The sequence below is a fragment of the Actinomadura latina NBRC 106108 genome, from assembly GCF_001552195.1.
Classification (GTDB): Bacteria; Actinomycetota; Actinomycetes; order Streptosporangiales; family Streptosporangiaceae; genus Spirillospora; species Spirillospora latina.
Map to the genome: position 1 here is coordinate 883,425 of NZ_BCQS01000005.1, position 22,897 is coordinate 906,321.

General features: G+C 72.8%; 18 protein-coding genes. 4 read left to right on the plus strand and 14 right to left on the minus strand.

The window, feature by feature from the left end; translation table 11 throughout:
• Positions 1-37: 37 nt before the first annotated feature.
• From AL2_RS10495 to AL2_RS10505, 3 genes are read right to left on the minus strand one after another with little or no spacing between them, the layout of a single operon-like run.
• Positions 38-2,008, minus strand: coding sequence for an ABC transporter permease family protein (locus AL2_RS10495; protein ID WP_067632287.1), 1,971 nt, complete (start codon positions 2,006-2,008; stop codon positions 38-40).
• Positions 2,005-2,721, minus strand: a complete 717-nt coding sequence (locus AL2_RS10500; RefSeq protein ID WP_067632289.1) for an ABC transporter ATP-binding protein — start codon at positions 2,719-2,721, stop codon at positions 2,005-2,007. Before AL2_RS10500 ends, AL2_RS10495 begins: the two co-directional genes overlap by 4 nt.
• A complete protein-coding gene (locus tag AL2_RS10505) occupies positions 2,718-3,341 on the minus strand; it encodes a PadR family transcriptional regulator (RefSeq protein WP_067632291.1) in 624 nt (207 codons plus the stop codon). The genes AL2_RS10500 and AL2_RS10505 overlap by 4 nt, the downstream gene beginning before the upstream one ends.
• A gap of 139 nt (positions 3,342-3,480) precedes the next feature.
• Between AL2_RS10505 and AL2_RS10510 the strand changes: the two genes are divergently transcribed.
• Positions 3,481-4,305: a hypothetical protein gene (locus AL2_RS10510; protein WP_067632293.1), complete on the plus strand. Its 825-nt coding sequence runs from the start codon at positions 3,481-3,483 to the stop codon at positions 4,303-4,305.
• A 103-nt stretch (positions 4,306-4,408) separates the two neighbouring features.
• Here the strand turns inward: AL2_RS10510 and ilvC are convergent, their stop codons facing one another.
• From ilvC to AL2_RS10530, 4 genes are all read right to left on the minus strand, one after another.
• A complete protein-coding gene (gene ilvC / locus AL2_RS10515) occupies positions 4,409-5,434 on the minus strand; it encodes a ketol-acid reductoisomerase (protein WP_281181578.1) in 1,026 nt (341 codons plus the stop codon).
• An 18-nt stretch (positions 5,435-5,452) separates the two neighbouring features.
• A complete protein-coding gene (gene ilvN, locus AL2_RS10520; RefSeq protein ID WP_067632296.1) occupies positions 5,453-5,977 on the minus strand; it encodes an acetolactate synthase small subunit in 525 nt (174 codons plus the stop codon).
• A 5-nt stretch (positions 5,978-5,982) separates the two neighbouring features.
• On the minus strand, positions 5,983-7,854 hold the full coding sequence (locus AL2_RS10525) for an acetolactate synthase large subunit (protein WP_083946307.1): 1,872 nt from the start codon (positions 7,852-7,854) through the stop codon (positions 5,983-5,985).
• Positions 7,855-7,980: 126 nt separating this feature from the next.
• Positions 7,981-10,245, minus strand: coding sequence for a putative bifunctional diguanylate cyclase/phosphodiesterase (locus tag AL2_RS10530; protein WP_067632301.1), 2,265 nt, complete (start codon positions 10,243-10,245; stop codon positions 7,981-7,983).
• Positions 10,246-10,505: 260 nt separating this feature from the next.
• Between AL2_RS10530 and AL2_RS39125 the strand changes: the two genes are divergently transcribed.
• Both AL2_RS39125 and AL2_RS10540 read left to right on the plus strand, forming a co-directional pair.
• Positions 10,506-10,739, plus strand: coding sequence for a hypothetical protein (locus tag AL2_RS39125; RefSeq protein WP_067632303.1), 234 nt, complete (start codon positions 10,506-10,508; stop codon positions 10,737-10,739).
• 513 nt (positions 10,740-11,252) lie between these two features.
• Entirely contained in the window at positions 11,253-12,344 is a 1,092-nt protein-coding gene (locus AL2_RS10540; RefSeq protein ID WP_067632305.1) for a PQQ-dependent sugar dehydrogenase, read from the plus strand.
• 40 nt (positions 12,345-12,384) lie between these two features.
• Here AL2_RS10540 and gatB read toward each other — a convergent pair whose 3' ends face one another.
• The 3 genes from gatB to gatC all read right to left on the minus strand — a co-directional run bounded on the left by gatB (position 12,385) and on the right by gatC (position 15,740).
• Entirely contained in the window at positions 12,385-13,869 is a 1,485-nt protein-coding gene (gatB, locus tag AL2_RS10545) for an Asp-tRNA(Asn)/Glu-tRNA(Gln) amidotransferase subunit GatB (RefSeq protein ID WP_067632307.1), read from the minus strand.
• Positions 13,870-13,956: 87 nt separating this feature from the next.
• Positions 13,957-15,441, minus strand: coding sequence for an Asp-tRNA(Asn)/Glu-tRNA(Gln) amidotransferase subunit GatA (gene gatA / locus AL2_RS10550; protein ID WP_174550822.1), 1,485 nt, complete (start codon positions 15,439-15,441; stop codon positions 13,957-13,959).
• Positions 15,441-15,740 (minus strand): Asp-tRNA(Asn)/Glu-tRNA(Gln) amidotransferase subunit GatC, encoded by a 300-nt coding sequence (gene gatC / locus AL2_RS10555; RefSeq protein ID WP_067632309.1) that lies wholly within the window; start codon positions 15,738-15,740, stop codon positions 15,441-15,443. Before gatC ends, gatA begins: the two co-directional genes overlap by 1 nt.
• A gap of 166 nt (positions 15,741-15,906) precedes the next feature.
• On the opposite strand from gatC, the gene AL2_RS10560 reads away from it, so the two are divergent.
• Positions 15,907-16,155 carry a DUF6458 family protein gene (locus AL2_RS10560; protein WP_067632311.1) on the plus strand — a complete coding sequence of 83 codons (249 nt, stop codon included), beginning with the start codon at positions 15,907-15,909 and terminating at the stop codon, positions 16,153-16,155.
• Between the two features lie 290 nt (positions 16,156-16,445).
• Here AL2_RS10560 and AL2_RS10565 read toward each other — a convergent pair whose 3' ends face one another.
• From AL2_RS10565 to AL2_RS10580, 4 genes are all read right to left on the minus strand, one after another.
• Positions 16,446-18,539: a putative bifunctional diguanylate cyclase/phosphodiesterase gene (locus tag AL2_RS10565; protein ID WP_067632313.1), complete on the minus strand. Its 2,094-nt coding sequence runs from the start codon at positions 18,537-18,539 to the stop codon at positions 16,446-16,448.
• Between the two features lie 255 nt (positions 18,540-18,794).
• Positions 18,795-20,963 carry an NAD-dependent DNA ligase LigA gene (gene ligA / locus AL2_RS10570; protein ID WP_067632315.1) on the minus strand — a complete coding sequence of 723 codons (2,169 nt, stop codon included), beginning with the start codon at positions 20,961-20,963 and terminating at the stop codon, positions 18,795-18,797.
• A 40-nt stretch (positions 20,964-21,003) separates the two neighbouring features.
• Positions 21,004-22,017 carry a methionine synthase gene (locus AL2_RS10575; RefSeq protein WP_067632317.1) on the minus strand — a complete coding sequence of 338 codons (1,014 nt, stop codon included), beginning with the start codon at positions 22,015-22,017 and terminating at the stop codon, positions 21,004-21,006.
• A gap of 25 nt (positions 22,018-22,042) precedes the next feature.
• The gene (locus AL2_RS10580; RefSeq protein ID WP_067632319.1) at positions 22,043-22,861 is read right to left on the minus strand and encodes an LLM class F420-dependent oxidoreductase; all 819 of its coding nucleotides are present in this window, start codon (positions 22,859-22,861) and stop codon (positions 22,043-22,045) included.
• Between the last annotated feature and the right edge of the window lie 36 nt (positions 22,862-22,897).

Below are 22,897 nucleotides of genomic sequence, written 5' to 3' on the forward strand. Positions count from 1 at the left end.
CGCGCTTCACATGACCGTGCTTTTCCGCTGCCGATTCCTATGCCGCGATGCGCCGGGCCAGCGGCAGGCGGGAGCGGGTGCACGCCCCGGCGACGAGCGCGACGAGCAGCGGGATGCCGATGCCGACCACCGGCAGCAGCGTCCACGGGACGTCCACGATCACGCCGTGCGGGGCGGCGCCGTCCGCGACGTCGGCGGTCAGCGGGCGCGTCACCGCGATGCCGGGGACGAGGCCGGCCGCCATGCCGAGCCAGCAGCCGAGCGCGGCGATGAACGCCGCCCGGCCCATGGTCAGCAGCCGGCGGGTGCCCGGCCGCGCGCCGATCGCGCCGAGCGTCGCGAGGTCGGGCCGGGCGTCGGCGGACGCCAGCCCGGTGGCGATCAGCGAGCCGCCGAGCGCCAGGACGGCCGCGACCCCCGCGAGCAGCAGCGTGATCTTGCCGAACGACCCGGTGAAGCCGCGTTCGACGTAGACGGACCCGTCGTTGCGGGTGAAGCCGTCCAGGGTCTCGTCCAGGCGCGCCTGCTCGGCCTCGGTGACGCGGTGGTCGGCGCGGTCGACGCCGAACGCCTCGGTCCGGACGGGCAGCCCGATCCTCTCCGCGGCCTCGGGCGGGACGATCGCCCGCACGTGCGGGTCGCCCGCGGCAGCGACGGCCGGCAGGTCCTTGACCGTCCGGACGGTGTGCTCCTCGTCGTCGTCCCAGTAGAAGACCTTGGCACTCGTCACGCCGCCGGCCGGGGGCCGGGCGCGGAACAGCACGACCTTCCCCGCGTCCAGCGCGGCGGCGACGGCGGCATCGTCATGGCCGAGGACCATGCGGGCCTCGCGGGCACCGCCGACCACGTTGTCCATGAGGTCGAAGGCGGCGTTCCCGTCGCGCTCGGCGGCGAACTCGACGGCGGGGCACTTCGCCGAGTCGTCGTCCATGCAGACCCCGTCCGGCCCCGGCAGGGCCTTCAGCGTGACGACGGGCACGCCCGGCAGGTCGCGCCGGACGGCCTCCCCGACCGCGTCGGCCCGGTCCAGCGGCGGCCTGACCAGCGCCGATCCCATGGGGAGCTGCGCCTGGTACTCGATCTGCTCCTGCCGGAAGTCGCTGGCACCCCCGATGGCCAGCGCGGTGATCCCGGCGACGGCCGCCATGATCGCGGCGACGGCGGGCGCGGTGCGGGCCCGGTTGCGCTCGGCGTCGCGGACGGCGAGGCGCAGCGGCAGCGGCAGCCGGCGCGCGAGCCGGCCGGTCGCCCCGACCAGCCACGGGCAGGCGAGCACGAGCCCGACGATGATCGCGGCCGCGCCGATCGCGGCGCCGAACTCGCGCCATCTCCGGACGCCCTCCAGGCACAGCGCCGCGCCCGCGACGACGAGGACGCCGCCGGCGACCGGCCAGCCGCGGCGGGCCGCGGCCGGCGCCTCGCGGCGCCCGGCGAGGGCGGCGACGACGTCCATCCGGGCGGCCTGCGCGGCCGGGACGAGGGCGGCGAGCAGCCCGCTGCCCGCGCCGACCAGCATCGTCGCGGCGACGAGGAGCCACGGCACGGTGAACGGGCCGATCGGTTCGGCGCCGCGGGCCTCGGCGGTCCACGTGACGGCGGCGGCGCCGGCGATCCCGAGCCCCGCCCCGCCGATCGCGGCGGTCCCGCCGAGCAGCAGCCCGCTCGCCAGCACGACGGCGCGCAGGTGCCGGCCCGCCCCGCCGGACGCGGCGACGAGCGCGAGGTCGCGGCGCCGCCGCCGGACGTCCACCACGAACGCCGGCCCGGCCAGCAGCACGACCTCCAGCACGATCATCGCTACGGTCAGCGCCAGCACGGCGCTCTCGGCGGCGGACGCGTGGCCCGCACCGGCCGACCGGTCCCGGGCCCTGCCGGTCGCCTGCAGCACGGCGAGGGCGACCACGGCGCAGATCGGCAGCCCGATCATGCCCAGCACGAGCGCCGTGCGGCCCTTGGCGCGCAGCGCGTCCTGCCGGGCGAGGCGCAGCGCGAATCCGTACCGGTTCACGTCGTCTCCTGGAGCAGGGTCTCGGGGCCGGAGGGGCCGGGGGTGGCGTCGACGAGCCGGCCGTCGCGCAGGAACACGACCCGGTCCGCCCAGGCGGCGTGCCGGGACTCGTGCGTCACCATCAGGCAGGACGCGCCCGCGTCGCAGCGGCTCCGCAGGACCCGCATGACGTCCTCGCCGGTGTGGCTGTCGAGCGCGCCGGTGGGTTCGTCGGCGAGGACGAGCCGGCGGTCGCCGACGAGCGCGCGGGCGATCGCGACGCGCTGCTGCTGGCCGCCGGACATCTCGTCCGGGAAGCGGTCGGCCAGCTCCCCGACGCCGACCTCCTCCAGCGCCCGCCGCGCCTCCCCGCGGGCGTGCCGGGCGCGGACGCCGTCCAGCTCGCGCGGCAGCATGACGTTCTCGGCGGCGGTGAGGCTGGGGATGAGGTTGAGGTCCTGGAAGACGTAGCCGACGGAGCGGCGGCGCAGGGCCGAGCGGCCCGCCCGGCTGAGCGCGCCGAGGTCGGCGCCGTCCACGACGACCCGCCCGGACGTGGGCGTGTCGAGGCCGCCGGCGAGGGTCAGCAGCGTCGACTTGCCGGAGCCGGACGGGCCCATCACCGCGACGAACTCGCCCGCCGCGACGTCCATGGTCACCCCGGCGAGGGCGTGCACGAGGGCCACGCCGCTCCCGTGGTCGCGGGACACCTCCCGCAGCGCGAGGACGCTCATCGCCGCGCCTCCTCGCCGGGGTTCGCGGGCGGCCCGGTGTCCGCGGGAGCCTCGGTGTTCGCGGGAGCCTCGGCGGGCGCGATCGGGGCGGGCGGCTCGGCGCGGGCGACGTACGCCTCGCAGTGGTCCAGCCAGCGCACCTCGGCCTCCGCCTGGAAGATCATGGATTCCAGTACGAGGCGCCAGGCCCGCTCTCCCTGGTCGGCGGGTACGGCGGGCGCGTCGGCCTTCAGCCGGGTGAGGTCCTGCAGGGTGCGCAGGGTGGCGGTGCGCTGGGTCTGGACGACGCGGGCGACGTCCACCCCCGGTGTGGTGACGGCCATCGCCAGCTTGATCGCCAGCTCGTCGCGGGGCCGGTCGCCCCGGACGATCGGGGTGGCGAACCACCGCCGGACGTCCTCCTCGCCCGCCGGGGTGATCCGGTAGACGAAGCGGCCCTCGTCGTCGGCGCCGACGCGGGTGACGAGGTCGTCGCGTTCGAGCCTGGAGAGGGTGGAGTAGACCTGGCCGATGTTGAGCGGCCAGGTGGCGCCGGTGGAGGACTCGAACTCGGCGCGCAGCTGGTAGCCGTAGCGGGGCCCCTGGGACAGCAGTGCCAGCAGGCCGTGACGGATTGACATACCTACCAAGTATGCATACCGCGTATGCCGTAGGCAATACCGAGTATGCATCCAGGAGGACACACCACCGGGATTTCACTGTGCGCGATGGCGCGACGTCATAACGTGACCGATGTCCCCGGCCGATCAGGAGAGACCCGTGACCTCGGACTGCACCTCGGAGTGCGCCTCTGACCACACCTCGAACAGCTTCGCCAGCGTCCTGCACGACGTGCTGCGCGTGTACGACCACCGCTACCTGAGCCTCGACCGCGTCCAGCGGGAGCGGCTCGTGGAGGGCACCCGCCGCGTCATCGGCGAGGAGGGGCTGAGCCAGGCCGCCCGCGCCGCCATGCCCGCGTCCGCCCGGCTCCGGGCGTTCTGCATCCAGCACGGGCTGCGCGAGGAGCTGGAGCGGCTGATCCGCGACGAGGTCGAGGGCAGCCCGGCGGGCGCCGTCGTGGTCGGCGGACGCATCTACGCGATGTACCCCTACCTGCGCGGAGTCTCCCGGCAGGACGCCGACATCACCGCCGAGGTGGGCGTGGAGCACCGGCTGGACGCCGTCTCCTGGCAGGGCCGCAAGGTGCGCATCCGCGGCGTCGCCGCGCTCCAGCGCGTCGAGACCGCCCACACGGCCGTGGACGTCATCCTGCGGGAGCGGACGTCCGGCAAGGAGCACGGCTTCCCCGCCGTGCCCCGCCCGGACGGCGCCCGCGGGTTCGAGGCCGTCGCCGACCCCGCCGCCGTGGAGCCGGGCCGCTGGGACGTGCACGTGGCGGCGACCGCGCTCGGCGTCACCCGCGAGGCGCGGTTCGGCTCCGTCCGCGCCGAGGGCCTGCGGACCGGCCCGCAGCGGCGGCCGGCCGGTCCGGCGGACGTCGCCGTCTACTTCACCAAGGGCGGCCACCTGGCGCTCTTCGTGAGCGAGGGGCCCGGCCGCGGCTCACCGCTGGCCAGGCTGCTGCGCCGGTTCGGCCTCTGACGCGCGAAGGCGCGGGGCGCGCCCCGCGCCTCCGGAAGGCGGCTCAGCCGGCTCAGCCGTTCAGGCGGCCCAGTCGTTCAGCCGGCCCAGTCGTTCAGCCGGCTCAGTCGTTCAGCCAGCTCATCATCGGGCGCAGCTCCGCACCGGTCTTCTCGATCGGGTGCCCGGCCAGCTCGTCGCGGTACTGCTGGAACTGCTTCTGGCCGCCCTCGAACTCGTCCACCAGCTCCTTGGCGTACTGCCCGGACTGGATCTCGCCGAGGATCTTCTTCATCGCGGCCTTGGTCTCCGGCGTGATCACGCGCGGGCCGCGGCTGTAGCCGCCGTACTCGGCGTTGTCGGACACCGACCAGTACATCTTGGAGATGCCGCCCTCGTAGATCAGGTCGATGATCAGCTTCAGCTCGTGCAGGACCTCGAAGTAGGCGACCTCCGGCTGGTAGCCGGCCTCGGTCAGCACCTCGAACCCGGTCTTGATCAGCTCGGAGACGCCGCCGCACAGCACCGTCTGCTCGCCGAACAGGTCGGTCTCGGTCTCCTCGGTGAACGTCGTCTTGATCCCGCCCGCGCGCAGGCCGCCGATCGCCTTGGCGTAGGACAGCGCCAGCGGCCAGGCGTTGCCGGACGGGTCCTTCTCCACCGCCACGATCACCGGCACGCCGCGCCCGGCGACGAACTGGCGGCGGACGAGGTGCCCCGGTCCCTTCGGCGCGACCATCGCCACGTCCACGCCCTCCGGCGGCTGGACGAGGTCGTAGCGGATGCTGAAGCCGTGGCCGAAGAACAGCGCGTCGCCCTCGACGAGCGCCGGCTTGATGTCCTTCTCGAAGATCTCCCGGTGGTGGTGGTCCGGGGCCAGCAGCATGATGAGGTCGGCCTCCTCGGCCGCCTCCGCCGGGGTCACGACGCGCAGGCCCTCGGCCTCCGCCTTCTCCCGGCTCGCCGACCCCTCGCGGAGCCCGACCCGCACGTCCACGCCGGAGTCGCGCAGGGAGAGCGCGTGCGCGTGCCCCTGGCTGCCGTAGCCGATGATCGCCACGTGCCGGCCCTGGATGACGCTCAGGTCGGCGGCGTCGTCGTAGAACATCTCAGCCACAGTGCTGTCGCCTTTCGTTGTTTCGCGTGTCACGCGTTGTTTTCAGTGAGTTCACGCGCTGCGCTCGATGGCCCGCAGCGAGCGGTCGGTGATGGACCGGGCGCCGCGGCCGATGGCCACCATGCCCGACTGCACCAGTTCCTTGATGCCGAACGGCTCCAGGACCCTGATGAACGCGTCCAGCTTGTCACGGTTGCCGGTCGCCTCGATGGTGACGGCGTCCGGCGCCACGTCCACCACCTTGGCACGGAACAGGTTCACGGTCTCCAGCACCTGGGAGCGCGTCTCCGCGTCGGCGCGCACCTTGACCAGGATGAGCTCGCGCTGGACGGACGCCGACGAGTCCAGCTCGACGATCTTCAGGACGTTGATCAGCTTGTTCAGCTGCTTGGTGACCTGCTCCAGCGGCAGGCCGGCGACGTTCACCACGATCGTCATCCGGGAGATGTCCGGGTGCTCGGTGGTGCCGACCGCCAGGGACTCGATGTTGAAACCGCGCCGCGAGAACAGCGCCGCGACCCGGGCCAGGATGCCGGGCTTGTTCTCCACCAGCACCGAGAGGGTGTGCAGGCTCATCGGGGTCAGTCTCCGTTCTCCCACTCGGGCGCCATGTCCCTCGCGATCTGGATGTCGTCGTTGGTGGTGCCGGCCGCGACCATCGGCCAGACCATGGCGTCCTTGTGCACGACGAAGTCGATCACGACGGGGGCGTCGTTGATCTCCATGGCCTTGTTGATGACCTCGTCGACGTCCTCGGCCTTGTCGCAGCGCAGGCCGACGCAGCCGTAGGCCTCGGCGAGCTTGACGAAGTCGGGGATCCGCTTGGCGGCGTGCAGGTTCGTGTTGGAGTAGCGCTCGTTGTAGAAGAGCGTCTGCCACTGCCGGACCATGCCGAGGTTGCCGTTGTTGATCACGGCGATCTTCACCGGGATGCCCTCGATCGCGCAGGTCGCGAGCTCCTGGTTGGTCATCTGGAAGCAGCCGTCGCCGTCGATCGCCCAGACCGTCGTGTCCGCCGCGCCGACCTTGGCGCCCATCGCGGCGGGGACGGCGTAGCCCATCGTCCCGGCGCCGCCGGAGTTCAGGAACGCGCCCGGCCGCTCGTACTTGACGAACTGCGCGGCCCACATCTGGTGCTGGCCGACGCCCGCGACGTAGTAGGCGTCCGGCCCGGCGATCTGCCCGATCCGCTCGATGACGTACTGCGGGGACAGCGAGCCGTCGGCCGGCGTGTCGTACCCCAGCGGGTACGTTTCGCGCCATGCGTCGAGCTGCCGCCACCAGTCGGTGTAGTCGCCCTTGTTGCCCTGCTCGTGCTCGTTCTGCACGGCGACGATCAGGTCGGCGATGACCTCGCGGGCGTCCCCGACGATCGGGACGTCGGCGTGCCGGTTCTTGGAGATCTCCGCCGGGTCGATGTCGGCGTGCACGACCTTGGCGTGCGGCGCGAACCCGTCCAGCTTGCCGGTGACCCGGTCGTCGAACCGGGCGCCGAGGGTGACCAGCAGGTCGGAGCGCTGCAGCGCGCCGACCGCGCCGACGCCGCCGTGCATGCCGGGCATCCCCATGTGCAGCGGGTGGCTGTCGGGCAGCGCGCCCTTGGCCATCAGCGTGGTGACGACGGGCGCGCCGGTCAGCTCGGCGAGCACCTTCAGCTCGGCGGACGCGCCGGCCTTCAGCACGCCGCCGCCGACGTACAGCACCGGACGGTCCGCGCCCACGATCAGCCGCGCCGCCTCGCGCACCTGCTTGGAGTGCGGCCGGGTGACGGGCCGGTAGCCCGGGAGCTGGAGCTGGACGGGCCACTCGAACTCGACGGTGGCCTGCAGCGCGTCCTTGGCGATGTCGACGAGGACGGGCCCCGGACGGCCGGTGCTCGCGATGTGGAACGCCTCGGCGATGGTCCGGCCGATGTCGGCGGCCTTCGTGACGAGGAAGTTGTGCTTGGTGATCGGCATCGTGATGCCCGCGATGTCGGCCTCCTGGAAGCCGTCCGTCCCGATGAGGGACGACGCGACCTGGCCGGTGATCGCCACGATCGGCACCGAGTCCATGTAGGCGTCGGAGATCGCCGTGACGAGGTTGGTCGCGCCCGGGCCGCTGGTGGCCATGCAGACGCCCACCTTGCCGGTCACCATCGCGTAGCCCTGGGCGGCGTGGCCGGCGCCCTGTTCGTGCCGGACGAGGATGTGGCGCAGCTTCTTGGAGTCGAACAGCGGGTCGTACGCCGGGAGGATCGCGCCACCCGGAATGCCGAACACGGTGTCGACGCCGACGTTCTCCAGGGCGCGCACCAGCGCCTGGGCTCCCGTCATCTGTTCGGTCGTCATGATTCTGCGGTTCCTTGGGGAGTGAGTCTTGGCTCGCCGGGCAACAAAAAACCCCCGCCGCCGTGAAGCGGTCGAGGGGAGGCGCGCAGGACGAGAAGCTTGGTCAGCCCGCGCGCCGACCAAGTACTACGAGGATGGTGAAAGTGCTCTGCACGGGCCTACTTTCGCCGATGTCCGGCCGCCGGTCAAATCCGTGGACGCTAATTCTCATTATTTGAGACGTCTGTGGTGCGTGTCACGCCGTGGAGATCAGCCCGGAAGGGGCAGCGCGACGTCGCCGGGGCGGTTCCGCGCGGCGAGGTTCGTCCGCACCAGCGACTCGGCCCGCCCGGCCGCCATCGGGCGCGCCACGAGGAAGCCCTGGCCGCGCGGGCAGCCCATCTCGCGCAGCAGCTCCAGCTGCTCGGGCCGCTCGATGCCCTCCGCGACCACGGTCAGCCCGAGGTCGCTGCCGAGCCGGACGATCGTGCGGGTGAGCAGCGTCCGGGTCTCGTCCACGCCGAGGCCCGCCACGAACGACGGGTCGATCTTGATGATGTCGACCGGGAGCTGTCCGAGGTAGGCCAGCGAGGCGTACCCGGTGCCGAAGTCGTCGATCGCCAGCCGGACGCCGAGGGCGCGCAGCTCCGACAGCCGCGCCACGTTCTGCCCGGCGTCCTCGACGAGGACCTCCTCGCGGACCTCCAGGGTGAGCGCGCTCGGCGGCAGCCCGGTCTCCTCCAGCACCGCCGCGACCGACTCCGTGAACCGGGGCGCGGCGATCTGCCGGGCGGTGAAGTTCACCGACACGCCCACGTCCCACGAGTCGCGGCGCCACCGGGCGACCTCCCGGCACGCCTCCCGCAGCACCCAGCCGCCGAGCGGCACCATCAGGCCGGACTCCTCCGCCGGGCCGATGAACTCCTCCGGCGGCACCGCCTCGTTCCCGCGCCACCAGCGCAGCAGCGCCTCCACCCCGGTCACCCGGGACGTGCCGAGGTCCACCACCGGCTGGAACTCGACCGCGAACTGCTCCTCGGCGAGCGCCGCCTGCAGGTCGCTGCCCAGCTCCAGCCGCCGGACGACGTCGGCGTGCATGTGCGGCGCGTACACCTCGACGCGCCCGCCGCCGATCTCCTTCGCGCGGGCCATCGCGAGGTCGCCGTTGCGCAGCAGGTCGGCGGCGGTGCGGCGGATCCGGCGGCCCGCGTCCGAGCCGCCGCCGCCGGACCCGGGCTCCTCCTCGTCCCCGGCGAACGCGATGCCGACACTCGCGGTCAGCACGATGTGCTTGTCGCCCGCCTGGTAAGGGTCGGCCGAAAGGACCCGCAGGAGCCGTCCGGCGAGTTCGACTGTGGCGCGCGTCTCACCGTCGTCCGGCGGCAGCTGCACGAGGACGGCGAACTCGTCGCCGCCCCAGCGCGCCACCGTGTCGTCGGACAGGACGTTCGCGCGCAGCCGCCGGGCCGCCTGCGCGAGCACCTGGTCCCCGGCCGCGTGCCCCTCGGAGTCGTTCACCGCGGTGAACCCGTCGAGGTCGACGAACACGACCGCCACTTTGCCGCCGGACGGCTGCCGCGACAGCACCTCCCGCGTCCGCTCCTCGAAGTAGGACCGGTTCGGCAGGCCCGTCAGCCCGTCGTGGAACGTCAGGTGCGCGACCTGCCGCTGCAGCGCCGCCCGCTCGCTGAGGTCCCGCGTGGTGACCAGCAGCCGGCCCGGCGCCCCGTCCGAGCCGCTGTACCGCGAGATCGTCGACTCGGTGGGCAGCCACGTGCCGTCGGCCGCGCGGACCCGGCACGACACCCGCAGCACGTCGTCGGGGCCGCCCAGGCCGGCCTGCTCGTCCAGGAACTCGGTGAAGACCGCCTGGACGTGCGGGACGTCCTCGGGGTGGACGAGGTCGTTCAGCGGTCGTCCGAGCAGCTCGTCGGACGTGTAGTGGTACATGCGCAGGGCGCCCGCGCTCGCGTACTGCACGGTCGCGTCGAGATCGCAGATGAGCACCGCGTCGTTGATGCTCTCCGACAGCGCCCGGAAGTGCTCCTCGCCGGTCTCCACGGCGCGGCGCAGCGCGTCGTTCTCCCGCAGCAGCCCGGCGAGGCGCGCGATCAGCACCAGCGCAGCCGAGCCCGCGGCGATCGAGATGCCGGGCTCCAGGCCGTTCTGCCCGGTGATGGAGTGGCCCGCGATGAACAGCGCCGCCGCGGCGGCGACCGCGGCGGGCGCGATGCCGGGCCCGATCATGCGGCCGCACTCCTCGGCCTCGACCTCGACGTCCGCGGGGATGTCGTCGACGGGCAGGTCCGGTTCGGCGGCCGGGCCCGTCCACGGCACCAGCAGCAGGAGCAGCAGCCCGGCGAGGCGCAGGATGTCGGACGGGTCGTCGGCCGCTCCGCCGCCGTCCAGCCGGACGAACGTGGTCACGACGTCGGCGCCCTCGATCGCGGTCAGCGCGCCGTACCCCATCCAGGCGAGCCGCCGGTGCCCGCGCGCGGCGCCGAGGACGAACGGCAGCGCGCCGCACACGAACACGATGTCGATCAGCGGATACAGCAGTTCCAGCGTGAACTCGGTCGGCGACTCCCCCCGACCGGTGGTACAGGGTGCCGAACAGCGCGACCCAGCCGAGCACGAGCAGGGCGCTGGCGCAGACATAGGTGTCCGCCGCGTAGCGCAGCCACGTCCCCGTGTCGCGGGGCAGCCTGACCGGCACGACGAGTCCGGTGCCGAGCGCGACCAGTGCCACCAGGTAGAACAGGTCGGGCACCGAGAGGGACAGGGCGCTGCGGCCGGTGCCGTCCGACAGCGCGCCGCCGACCGCGCCGCCGAACCAGGACGCGGCGGCGATCCCGTACCAGCGCTGCGACGCGCGCCACAGCCCGCCCGGGACGCCGGGCTCCGCCGGCACGCCGTCCGGCCGCCGCGACGACAGCAGCAGGGAGACGGCGGCGGCGCCCGCGGCGGCGGCCTCCGCCCACGCGATGAAGGCCCGGCCGCCCCAGCCCAGCAGCGACCCGGCGGCGTAGAGCACGCCGGCGACCGCGGCCATGGCGACCGGCAGCGCACGCGGCGGTATCCGCCTGGCGTAATCGCCGCTCATCGCGCCGTGTCCCTTCCTGCCCCCTGGCGGGGCGTGCCGGCCCCCGCGGACGGTGACGCCGCACGCCGGGGGAGAGTGGGTCCACGACCCTCGCCGCTCGTACAACGGGCCGAAGGTCACGGATCGTGCCCCGCACAGGGTCGGCGCAGGGCGGTGGCGAGCGAACCGGCCTGCCTGGGGGGAGCTTGCCTGCCGGAGCCGCGTGCCTGGGATCAGCGACGTTGCTGCACTACGGGATCACCGTGTCGCTCACTGTACGTTCGGTAGGTCACGGAGCGATTGAGGCTGAGCGTCCTCCCGGCGACAAACGACCTCGTCGCGGATCCGTTTGGGACGTCCGAAAGCCGATCGTCACGGAATCGGCGCCTTGCCCCGGCATGACGCTCGGTGACGGGGAACGACCTGCCCGCCGGATCCGTACTACCTACGGGAGGCGTTCATGCGACTGCACACGATCGTCCTGGTCTCGGCCGCGGTGGTCCTGGCGGGCTGCTCGTCCTCGCCGTCCGGCGGGGGCGGCGACGGCGGCGCGCGCACACCGGCGCCGCTGCCGTCCAGCGCGCCGGCGGGGACGGCCGGGAAGCCGCGCACGGTCGCGGGGAACCTGGAGGTGCCGTGGGCGGCGGCGTTCCTGCCCGGCGGCGACGCCCTGGTCACCGAACGCGAGTCGGCCCGCCTGGTGCGGGTCTCGCCGTCCGGGGACAGGACGGCGGCCGGCACGGTGCCCGGGGTGGAACCCGAGGGCGAGGGCGGGCTACTGGGCGTAGCCGTGTCCCCGTCGTATTCGACCGACCACCTGATCTACCTGTACTACACGGCCGCGTCCGACAACCGTGTCGTCCGCGCCACCTATGACGGGCGTCTCGGCGCCCCCGAGCCGATCGTGACGGGCATCCCGAAGGGCGGGATCCACAACGGCGGGCGGCTGGCGTTCGGACCCGACAAGATGCTCTACGTCACCACGGGCGAGACCGGCGAGGGCGGCCTGTCCCAGGACAGGAACTCCCTCGCCGGCAAGATCCTCCGCGTCACGCCCGCCGGGAAGGCCGCCCCCGGCAACCCGTTCGGCAACCGCGTCTGGTCCTATGGGCACCGCAACGTCCAGGGCCTCGCCTGGGACGACCAGGGCCGCCTGTACGCCACCGAGTTCGGGCAGAACCGCTTCGACGAGATCAACCTGATCCAGAAGGGGCGCAACTACGGCTGGCCCGAGGTGGAGGGCATCGGGAACCGCAAGGGGTTCACCGACCCGCTGCTCACGTGGACGACCGACGAGGCGTCCCCGTCCGGCCTCGCCTACGCGGACGGCTCCCTGTGGGCCGCCGCCCTGCGCGGCGAACGCCTCTGGCAGGTCCCCGTCGACAACGGTAGGGCGGGCCGTCCGGTCGCCCACTTCGAGAACGACTTCGGCCGCCTGCGCGCCGTCGTCAAGGCCCCGGACGGCTCCCTCTGGGTCACCACGAGCAACCGCGACGGCCGCGGCGACCCGGCGCCGGACGACGACCGCATCCTCGACGTCCCGCTCGGCTGACCGCCGTCCCGCGGCCCGCGCCACGGGACGGCTGCACGCGTCAGGAGGCGCCGAGCTTCTCCAGGATCAGCTCCCGCGCCCGCCCGGCGTCGGCCTGCCCGCGGGTGGCCTTCATGACGGCGCCGACGAGCGCGCCCGCCGCGGCGACCTTGCCCGCCCGGATCTTGTCGGCGACCGCGGCGTTGTCGGCGATCACCCGGTCGATGACCGACGACAGCTCGCCCTCGTCGCTGACGACCTTCAGCCCCCGCTTCGCGACGACCTCGTCCGGCGTGCCCTCCCCCGCGAGGACGCCCTCGAACACCTTCCGGGCCAGCTTGTCGTTCAGCTCCCCGGCCGTGATCATCGCCTGCACCCGCGCGACCTGCTCCGGCGTGATCGGCAGGTCCGCCAGCTCGACGCCCTGCTCGGTCGCGCGGCGCGACAGCTCGTTCATCCACCACTTGCGCGCCGCGCCGGCATCGCTGCCCTGCGCGACGGTCGCCTCGATGAGATCGACGGCGCCGGCGTTGACGACGTCCCGCAGCTCCAGATCGGAGAGGTTCCACTCCCCCTGGATGCGCCGCCGCCTCGCCGCGGGCAGCTCCGGCAGCGACGCGCGCAGCTCCTCCACCCACTCCCGCGACGGCGCCATCGGCACGAGGTCGGGCTCGGGGAAGTACCGGTAGTCCTGCGCCTCCTCCTTGCTGCGCCCGCTGGTCGTGCGGCCGGTGTCCTCGTGGAAGTGGCGGGTCTCCTGGACCACGCGCCCGCCGGCGTCCAGCACCCCGGCCTGCCGCTCGATCTCCGACCGGACGGACCGCTCGACCGACCGCAGCGAGTTGACGTTCTTGGTCTCCGACCGCGTGCCCCACTCCTGCGCGCCGCGCGGCATGAGCGAGACGTTCACGTCGCAGCGCATCGAGCCCTGCTCCATGCGCACGTCCGAGACGCCGAGCGACCGGACCAGCTCGCGCAGCTCCGTCGCGTAGGCGCGCGCCACGAGCGGCGCCTTGTCACCGGTCCCCGGAATCGGCTTGGTGACGATCTCCACCAGCGGGATGCCGGCCCGGTTGTAGTCGACCAGCGAGTACTCCGCCCCGTGGATGCGTCCCGTCGAGCCGCCCACGTGCAGCGACTTGCCGGTGTCCTCCTCCATGTGGACGCGCTCGATCTCGATCCGGTACGTCTCGCCGTCGACCTCGACGTCGAGGTGGCCCTCCACGCAGAGCGGCTCGTCGTACTGCGAGATCTGGAAGTTCTTCGGCATGTCCGGATAGAAGTAGTTCTTCCGGGCGAACCGGCACCACTCCACGATGTCGCAGTTCAGCGCCAGCCCGATCTTGATGATGCCCTCGATCGCCGCGTGGTTGGTCACCGGCAGCGCACCCGGCAGGCCGAGGCACACCGGGCACACCTGCGTGTTCGGCTCCGCGCCGAACCCGGTCGGGCACCCGCAGAACATCTTCGACGCGGTCCCCAACTCGATGTGCGTCTCGATACCGAGCACCGGCTCGAACTTGGCCAGTGCCTCGTCATAACTCATAAGCGTGTCCACGCTCACAGGAATCCCAGTCCCTTCAACGCCTCTTCCGTCCCGGCCGCCCGGCCGGCGTACGCCGTTCCGGATCGCCTAGAGTTCCGGGGCCTGGGCCAGGAGGGGGCCACCCCAGCGGTCTTCCAGGGCCCGCTCGACGGCGGCGCCGACGCGGTAGACGCGGTCGTCGCCGAGGACGGGGGCCATGATCTGCAGGCCGACGGGCAGGCCGTCCGACAGGCCGCACGGCACCGAGATCGCGGCGTTGCCGGTGAGGTTGGCCGGGATGGTGCACAGGTCGGCCAGGTACATCGCGATCGGATCGTCGGCGCGCTCGCCGATCGGGAACGCGGTGGTCGGCGTCGTCGGCGAGACCAGCACGTCCACCTGCTCGAACGCGGCCTCGAAGTCGCGCTTGACCAGGCTGCGGACCTGCTGCGCCTTGCCGTAGTAGGCGTCGTAGTAGCCCGACGACAGCGCGTACGTGCCGAGCATGATGCGCCGCTTGACCTCGGGGCCGAAGCCCTCGGCGCGGGTCAGCGCCATGACCTCCTCGGCGCTGCGGGAGCCGTCGTCGCCGACGCGCAGGCCGTACCGCATGGCGTCGAAGCGGGCCAGGTTGGACGAGCACTCCGACGGCGCGATCAGGTAGTAGGCGGGCAGCGCGTAGGCGAAGTGCGGGCAGGAGACCTCGACGACCTTCGCGCCGAGGGCTTCGAGCAGTTCGACCGCCTCGGCGAAGCGGGCCGAGACGCCCGGCTCGTAGCCGTCGCCGGCGAACTCCTTGACGACGCCGACGCGCAGGCCGTTGACGTCGGCGTGGCGCGCGGCGTCCACGACCGGCGGGACGGCCTCGCTCACCGAGGTGGAGTCCATCGGGTCGTGGCCGCTGAACGCCTCGTGCAGCAGCGCCGCGTCGAGGACGTTGCGGGCGAACGGGCCCGGCGTGTCGAGCGAGGACGCGAACGCGATCACGCCGTAGCGGGACGAGCCGCCGTAGGTGGGCTTCATCCCGACGATGCCGGTGACGGCGGCGGGCTGCCGGATGGAGCCGCCCGTGTCGGTGCCCGTGGACAGCGGCGCCTCGTAGGCGGCGACGGCCGCCGACGAACCGCCGGACGAGCCGCCGGGGATACGTCCCAGGTCCCACGGGTTGCGCGAGGTCTTGTACGCGCTGTTCTCGGTGGACGATCCCATGGCGAACTCGTCCATGTTCGTCTTGCCGAGGATCACCAGCCCGGCCTGCCGCAGCCGCTCCGTGATGGTCGCGTCGTACGGCGGCCGCCAGCCCTCGAGGATCTTGGACCCGGCGGTGGTGGGCATGTCCGTGGTGGTGAACACGTCCTTGTGCGCGATGGGGACGCCGGCCAGCGGGCCGAGCTCCTCCCCCGCCGCGCGCCGCTCGTCCACCTTCCGCGCCTGGGCCAGCGTCGTCTCCCGGTCGACGTGCAGGAAGGCGTTCACCTGCCCGTCGACGGCCGCGATGCGGTCCAGATGCGCCTCGGCCACCTCGACGGCCGACACCTCACCGGCGGCGAGCAGTTCCCCGAGCTCCGCCGCGCCCTTACCGACCAGTTCCATCAGGCCTCCTCGTCCAGGATCCGCGGGACGCGGAAGCGCTGCTCCTCGGCGGCGGGCGCGCCGGAGAGGGCCTGCTCGGGCGTGAGGCACGGCCGTACCTCGTCCGTCCGGTAGACGTTGGTCAGCGGCAGCGCGTGCGAGGTGGGCGGGATGTCCTCCGCGGCGACCTCCTGCACCCGCGCGACCGCGGAGATGATCTGGTCGAGCTGGGCGGCGAGATGGTCGAGCTCGTCGTCGCCGAGCGCCAGCCGGGACAGCCGGGCGAGATGCTGGACCTCGTCACGGGTGATGGCGGACATGATGAGAAACCGTTCCTGGCGATGTATTGGGTTCCCGCCCATCCTATGGGCCGCGCGCCTCGCCGCCCGACTGGTTTACGCGGGCATGATCCCGGCGCGCCGTTTCATCTCCGCATAGGGGGAACGCTTGTCTCGTCCACCCCCGGGACGACGAGAGGAGACCGCCGTGACCATCGGCGGCAGCATCGCCCTGATCATCATCGGCGCGATCCTGGCCTATGCGGTCAATTACGAGTTCAGCGGCATCGACATCCGGCTGGTCGGCGTGATCCTGATGGTCGGCGGCCTCATCGGCCTCGTCATCGGCATCGTGAGGATCGTGTCCGCCCGCCGCTCCGTGGAGCGCCGCCCCCCACCCCGCGTCCGCGAGGAGTACTACGAGGACGACTACGAGGCCCGCCGACGCGGCTACTGAGCACCCTCACCCCTACCGAGGCCGCCGCAACTGAGCCCCGTCCTCCCGCGCCCCGCTCCGATGACCGCGGCCGCAACACCCTCTTGGACGGGACCTCGGCCGGGGCCGCGGGCAGGTACGCGGAGGGCGCTCTGGCGCCCGCAGCGGGCCTGCCCGCCGACGCAGGCGACCGCAGCGACGCCACGCACGCCGGAAACAGGCACAAAGACCGCAACAGCGGCGTGAGGATCGCCTGCGTCGTGACGGGGGTTCCAGGGGGTCGCCCCCCTGGGTCAAAGCCGCCCCCTGGGTCAAGCAGCGGGTTCGGGGGTTATCTGGGCGTTGCGGCGGAGCCAGTCGGTGGCGGTCTTGGCGTCCATGGGGCGGCCGAAGTGCCAGCCCTGCGCGGCGTCGCAGCCCATGTCGCGGAGGGTCTGTGCGGTGGCCGGGTCTTCGACGCCCTCGGCGACGGAGCGGAGGCCGAGGGTGCGGACGAGGTCGACGATGGAGCGGACGATGACGGCGTCGTCGGGGGATTCGGCGAGCCGGCGCACGAACGAGGCGTCGATCTTGATCTCCTCGACGGGCAGCCGCTTGAGCCGGACGAGGGAGGAGTAGCCGGTGCCGAAGTCGTCCAGGCTGAGCGGGATGCCGAGGTCGGCGAGGGCGCCGACGGTGTCGGAGGCGTAGGCGGGCTCGTTCATCAGGATCCGCTCGGTGATCTCCAGCTGGAGCGCGGCGGCGGGCAGGCCCTCCTCGATCGTCTCGGCGAGACCGGTGTCGAGCAGGTCGCGGCCGGAGGCGTTCACCGCGACCTGGACGGCGAGGTTCTCGCGCCACCACGCGGCGGTCTGGGCGAGCACTTCGGTCACGACGTAGTGGGTGATCGAGCGCATCAGGTACGTCTGCTCGGCGATGGACAGGAACGCCGCGGGTTCGAGGACGCCCTTGTCGGGGTGCCGCCAGCGCAGCAGCGCCTCCATGCCGACGAGGTGGCCGTCCCGCAGTGAGACCTTCGGCTGGTAGAACAGCTCGAGTTCGGAGCGGTCGATGGCGCGGCGCAGGTCGCCGAGCATGCCGAGCCGCTCCGGGGAGTTGCGGTCCTTGCGGGACGAGTAGATCTCGACGCCGGTGCGCGCCTCCTTGGCGTTGTACATGGCGACGTCGGCGCGCTGGAGGAGCAGTTCGAAGTCGGGCGCGTGGTCGGGGAACAGCGCGATGCCGACGCTGGCCTCCAGGTCGAACGACATGCCGTCGAGGCGGACGGGTTCGCTGAGCGCGGCGCGCAGCCGGGCGGCGACCTCGCGGGCGGCGGCCTCGTCCCGGACGGACGGCAGCAGCACCGCGAACTCGTCGCCGCCGAGCCGCGCCACGAGGTCGCCGGGGCGGACGCTGTGGGTGAGGCGGTGCGCGACGAGCTGGAGGAGTCGGTCGCCGGTGGGGTGCCCGAGGGTGTCGTTGACCTCCTTGAACCGGTCGAGGTCGAGCAGGAACAGCCCGGCGCGGTGGTTCGTCGGGTCGGCCGGCTTGCGGCGGGCGAGACCGGTGCGGCGCCGGTCGGCGCCGCGTCTCACCGCGCCCCGCGCCTGGGCGAGGGCCTCCTCGGTGCGGACGATCAGCAGCTTGCGGTTGGGCAGCCCGGTCAGCCCGTCGTGCAGGGCCTGGTGCTCGCGCCGGACGGACACCGAGGCGTTCATGTAGACGGCGATGAACGGCAGGACGATCAGCGGCACGAACAGGGCGGATCGGTCCATCGCGATGACCATCAGCGGGGCGAGGCCGAGCAGGGCCAGGTGGACGAGGACCTGGTAGGCGAGGTCCAAGCGGAGGGCCTTGACCAGCGAGACCCGGGCGTGCAGCGCGACCGCGGAGCCGACGAGGGTGTCGTTGCAGGCGAAGTAGACGGCGCCGGCGAGCGCGATCGCGGGCAGGTCGCCGCCGTGCGGCACCCACAGGTCGGACGGGGTCGCGAGGTCGCCGAACAGGGCCAGGACGAGCTGGGCGGCGGCGAGGCTCAGGGTGTACTGGGCGGCGTTGAAGGCGATCCGGTGCGGGGCGCGGCCGCGGAAGATGCCGCAGGTGATGACGGCGATGACCTGGAGGGCGGCGGCGATGGGCAGGCCGGCGTAGAGAAGGGCGGCGAACGAGAACGTGGTGGAGGTCGTGGCGCCGTTGTTCTCGGTGGGGCCGGGCGTGATGATCGGGCGCAGTTCGCCGAACACGATGAAGCAGCCGAGGATCCAGAACACGGGCGTGCTGACGAGGGCGTCCAGGTCGGCCGTGCTCAGCCCGGAGAACGCGGCCCCGCCGGCCGTGACGCCGAGCAGGATGACCACGACGAAGTAGATCCACAACGGGGAGCCACGGCGCGGGGCCGTGTTCCTGGTGTTGTTCGGGTCCTTCATCACATCCTCGGGGGGTTCGGGGGGCCGTCCCCCGGCACCGGAACGTCCCCGACCTCGGGGGACGCCCCCCGGGTGTCACGTCCGGAGATTCAGGTACAGGTCGTGATGAGAGGGAGGGTACGGCCTCAGCTCAACTTCGCGAAACCGATTGCGTACGTTCCGTTATGCCGTTCCGTACCCGCCGCTCACCGTTGGGTAGTTGGAGTGTACCCCTGAGTAATGCGCCCCTGGTCGGAACCCCATGATCACGCCCCGTCATTCATCGGCGCGCAAAGTTACGTTTTTGGCCGCATCCGGCCCGTCCGCGAGCAGGACGCGGAAGCCTTCCTCCGCCAGGACTGGTACGCCGAGCTTGACGGCTTTGTCGTACTTCGACCCTGGACTGTCGCCCACGACCACGAAGCCGGTCTTCTTCGACACCGAGCCGGAGACCTTGCCGCCGAGCCGCTGCACCGCCTCGGTCGCCGAGTCCCGGCTGTACTCCTCCAGCGAGCCGGTGATCACCACGGTCACGCCCTCCAGCGGACGCGGGCCCGCGGCCCCCTCGTCCTCCATCCGGACGCCCGCGGCCCGCCACTTGTCGACGATCTCCCGGTGCCAGTCGACCGCGAACCACCTCTTGATCGACGCCGCGATCGTCGGCCCGACGCCGTCGACCGCCGCCAGCTCCTCCTCGGTCGCGTTCGCGATCGCGGCCATCGAGCGCATCTCGCGGGCCAGGTCGCGCGCCGCCGACGGCCCCACGTGCCGGATCGACAGCGCCACCAGCACCCGCCACAGCGGCTGCCGCTTGGCCTTCTCCAGCTCCTCGAAAAGGATCTCGACCGTCTTCTTCGGCTCGCCCTCCTTGTTGGCGAAGAACGACACGACCTTCGGCTCGCCGGTCTTCGGGTCGGTCTTGGACGTCCCGGTCCGCTGGTCGAGGACCAGGCTCCTGATCGGAAGCAGCCGGTCGACGGTCAGGTGGAACAGGTCGCCCTCGTTCTTCACCGGCGGGTCGTCCGGCTCCAGCGGCTGCGTGAGCGCGGTCGCCGCGACGTACCCGAGCGCCTCGACGTCGAGCGCGTTGCGGCTCGCCACGAAGAACAGCCGCTCGCGCAGCTGCCCCGGGCAGTACCGCGCGTTCGGGCACCGGATGTCGGCGTCGCCCTCCTTCTCGTACGCCAGCTCCGTCCCGCATTCGGGGCAGTGCGCAGGCATCTGGAACTCGCGCTCCGAGCCGTCCCGCAGCGCGGTCACCGGCGCGACGATCTCGGGGATCACGTCGCCGGCCTTGCGCAGCACGACGGTGTCGCCGATCAGCACGCCCTTCCGCTTGACCTCGCCCGCGTTGTGCAGGGTCGCGCGCTCGACCGTGGACCCGGCGACCTTGATCGGCTCCATCACGCCGTACGGGGTGATGCGCCCGGTACGCCCGACGCCGACCTTGATGTCGAGGAGCTTGGTGTTGACCTCCTCCGGCGGGTACTTCCACGCGATCGCCCACCGCGGCGCCCGGCTCGTCGAGCCGAGCCGCCGCTGCAGCGAGAACTGGTCGACCTTGACGACCACCCCGTCGATCTCGTAGGCGGTGCCGTGCCGGTTCTCGCCGTACTCGGCGATGTACTCGCGGACGGCGTCGAGCCCGCCGACGACCTCGTACCGGTCGCTGACCGGCAGGCCCCAGCCGCGCATCAGCTCGTACGCCCCGGACTGGCTCTCCGGCTGGGCCCCGCCCCGCCAGGCGCCGAACCCGTGGACGAGCATGCCGAGCGGCCGGTGCGCGGTGACCCGCGGGTCCTTCTGCCGCAGCGACCCCGCCGCCGCGTTGCGCGGGTTGGCGAAGGGGTCCTTGCCGGCCTCGACCTGCGCCGCGTTGACCTGCTCGAACCCGTCGACCGGCAGGAAGACCTCGCCGCGGACCTCCAGGACGTCCGGCCACCCCTCCCCCGCGAGCCGGTCCGGGATGTCGGCGATGGTGCGGACGTTGTTGGTGACGTCCTCGCCCGTGCGCCCGTCCCCGCGCGTGACCCCGCGCGTCAGCCGCCCGTTCTCGTAGGTCAGCGCGATCGCGAGGCCGTCGATCTTCGGCTCGCACAGGTAGCCGGCGACCTCGCCGACCTCCTTGACGACGCGCTCGTCCCACGCGAGCAGCTCGTCGGCGCTCATCGCGTTGTCGAGGCTCTGCATCCGCTCCAGGTGCTGGACGGTCGCGAAGTCGGTGACGATCGGCGCGCCGACCCGCTGCGTCGGCGAGTCGGGCGTGACCAGCTCGGGATGCCGCTCCTCCAGCGCGCGGATCTCCCGCATCCGCCCGTCGTACTCGGCGTCGGTGAGCGTCGGCTGGTCGAGGACGTAGTACCGGTAGTTGGCCTCTTCGAGTTCTTCGCTCAGTTCGAGGTGCCGCTGCCGTGCCTCGGCGGGAACGCCGTCGCTCATGGTCATGCCCTCATTCTCGCCGCCGCGTCCGACATTACGGCCTGACTCACTCGGCCGCTTCGTAAAGCATCCGCGCCGTGTCGCGGCAGCGCCTGAGAGCCTCGCGGACGTACCGGGGCGATGCCCCCGCCATGCCGCAGCCCGGGGTGATCACGACCTGTTCCGCCAGCCGCGCGGGCGGGAAGCCGAGCCGCCGCCACAGGTCCCTCACGGGCTCCCCGGTCGCCTGCAGGGACGGCAGGACGGCGTCGGTGGCGGGCACCGCGCCGAGGAACAGGGCCGTCCCCGCGTCGATCGCCTCCCCCACCGCGTCGTCGTCACGCCTCGGCACCAGCCGCAGATCGACCGCGATCGCCTTGGCGCCGGCGCCGCGCAGCAGCCCGTACGGGACGTCCCGGGCGCAGCAGTGCACGACCGGGTAGGCGGCGTCCTCCGCGCAGGCCGCCTCGATCACCGTGCGCAGGGCCTCCTCGGCGACGGGTTCCTCGACCGCGCGCAGCCGCGAGAACCCGCTGGCGGTCGGGACCGTCCCGGCGAGGACGGCGGGCAGGCCCGGCTCGTCCAGCTGCAGGACGAGCCGGGCCGCGGGCAGCCGGCGCCGGACGCCGGCGACGTGCGCGGCGACGCCCTCGGCGAGCGAGGCGGCCAGGTCGCGGACGGCGCCCGGGTCCTTCAGCGCCCGCTCGCCGTTCCGCAGCTCGATCGTGGACGCCAGCGTCCACGGCCCGCACACCTGGATCTTGAACGGGCCGTCGTGGCCGCCCGCGACCTCTTCCAGGACGTCCAGGTCCCGGGCCATGTGGTCATGGGCGCGCAGCGTGTCGCGGCCCGGACGGTCGGAGAACCGCCACCCGGACGGCTCCACCCGCACCGGCATGTCGACGAGCAGCCCGGCCGTCCGCCCGGTCAGGTCGGCGCCGGGACCGCGCGCGGGCAGCTCCGGCAGGTGCGGCAGCTCGGGCAGCTCCCCGAGGACGACCCGCAGCGCCTCCGCCGGGTCGTCGCCCGGATACGACCCGATGCCGGTGGCCGTCCCGGCCCGCCAGGGATGACTCGTCACACCGGAAAGCCTAGCGGCGCGGTGATCACAGCAGTTCCGCGAGCCGGTCCAGGTAGCGGAGCGTGTCGGCCTCCGGCTCGGTGCGCAGGTTGAACAGCACCTCGTCGACGCCCGCGGCCGCCAGTTCGGCGACGGCCTCGCGCTTCCCGGGCGCGCCGAACACCGTGACCGGCACCCTGCGGCCCGCCCGCTCCCGCAGCTCGGCGATCTTCGCGGCGAGCACGTCGGTGCCGCGCCCGTAGATCGGCATCCAGCCGTCGCCGAACTCCACGACCCGGTCGAACGTCGTCGGCCCGGCCCCGCCGATCATGACGGGCGGGTGCGGGTCCTGGACGGGCTTGGGGTAGGAGAACACCGGGTCGAAGTCGACGAACTCGCCGTGGAACTCGGCCTCGTCCTTCGTCCACAGCTCCTTGACGGCGAGCACCCGCTCGCGGAGCAGCCGCGTCCGGGTCGTGGGCTCGGTGCCGTGGTTGCGCATCTCCTCCCGGTTCCAGCCCGCGCCGACGCCGAGCACGGCCCGCCCGCCGGAGACCAGGTCGAGCGAGGCGACCTCCTTCGCCAGGAGGATCGGGTCCCGCTGGACGATCAGCGCGATGCCCGTCCCGACGCGCAGCCGCTCGGTCACCGCCGCCGCGGCGGTCAGCGCTACGAACGGGTCGAGCGTCCGGTAGTACATCCGGGGCAGCTCCGCCCCGCCCGGCCACGGCGACTCCCGCTTCACCGGGATGTGCGTGTGCTCGGCCAGGTACAGCGACCCGAGCCCGCGCTCCTCCAGCGCCCGCCCGAGCGCCGCCGGCCCGATCCCGTCATCGGTCACGAACGTCGAAACACCGAACTCCACGACACGCCTCCCATGATCCGCCTACGGTCCATAAGC

Coding starts and splice junctions, on each gene's coding strand:
- AL2_RS10500 (WP_067632289.1), bottom strand. CDS start 2,721: ATGAGCGTCCTCGCGCTGCGGGAGGTGTCCCGCGACCACGGGAGCGGC.
- AL2_RS10505 (WP_067632291.1), bottom strand. CDS start 3,341: ATGTCAATCCGTCACGGCCTGCTGGCACTGCTGTCCCAGGGGCCCCGC.
- ilvN (WP_067632296.1), bottom strand. CDS start 5,977: ATGAGCCTGCACACCCTCTCGGTGCTGGTGGAGAACAAGCCCGGCATC.
- AL2_RS10540 (WP_067632305.1), top strand. CDS start 11,253: ATGCGACTGCACACGATCGTCCTGGTCTCGGCCGCGGTGGTCCTGGCG.
- gatB (WP_067632307.1), bottom strand. CDS start 13,869: ATGAGTTATGACGAGGCACTGGCCAAGTTCGAGCCGGTGCTCGGTATC.
- gatA (WP_174550822.1), bottom strand. CDS start 15,441: ATGGAACTGGTCGGTAAGGGCGCGGCGGAGCTCGGGGAACTGCTCGCC.
- gatC (WP_067632309.1), bottom strand. CDS start 15,740: ATGTCCGCCATCACCCGTGACGAGGTCCAGCATCTCGCCCGGCTGTCC.
- AL2_RS10565 (WP_067632313.1), bottom strand. CDS start 18,539: ATGAAGGACCCGAACAACACCAGGAACACGGCCCCGCGCCGTGGCTCC.
- ligA (WP_067632315.1), bottom strand. CDS start 20,963: ATGACCATGAGCGACGGCGTTCCCGCCGAGGCACGGCAGCGGCACCTC.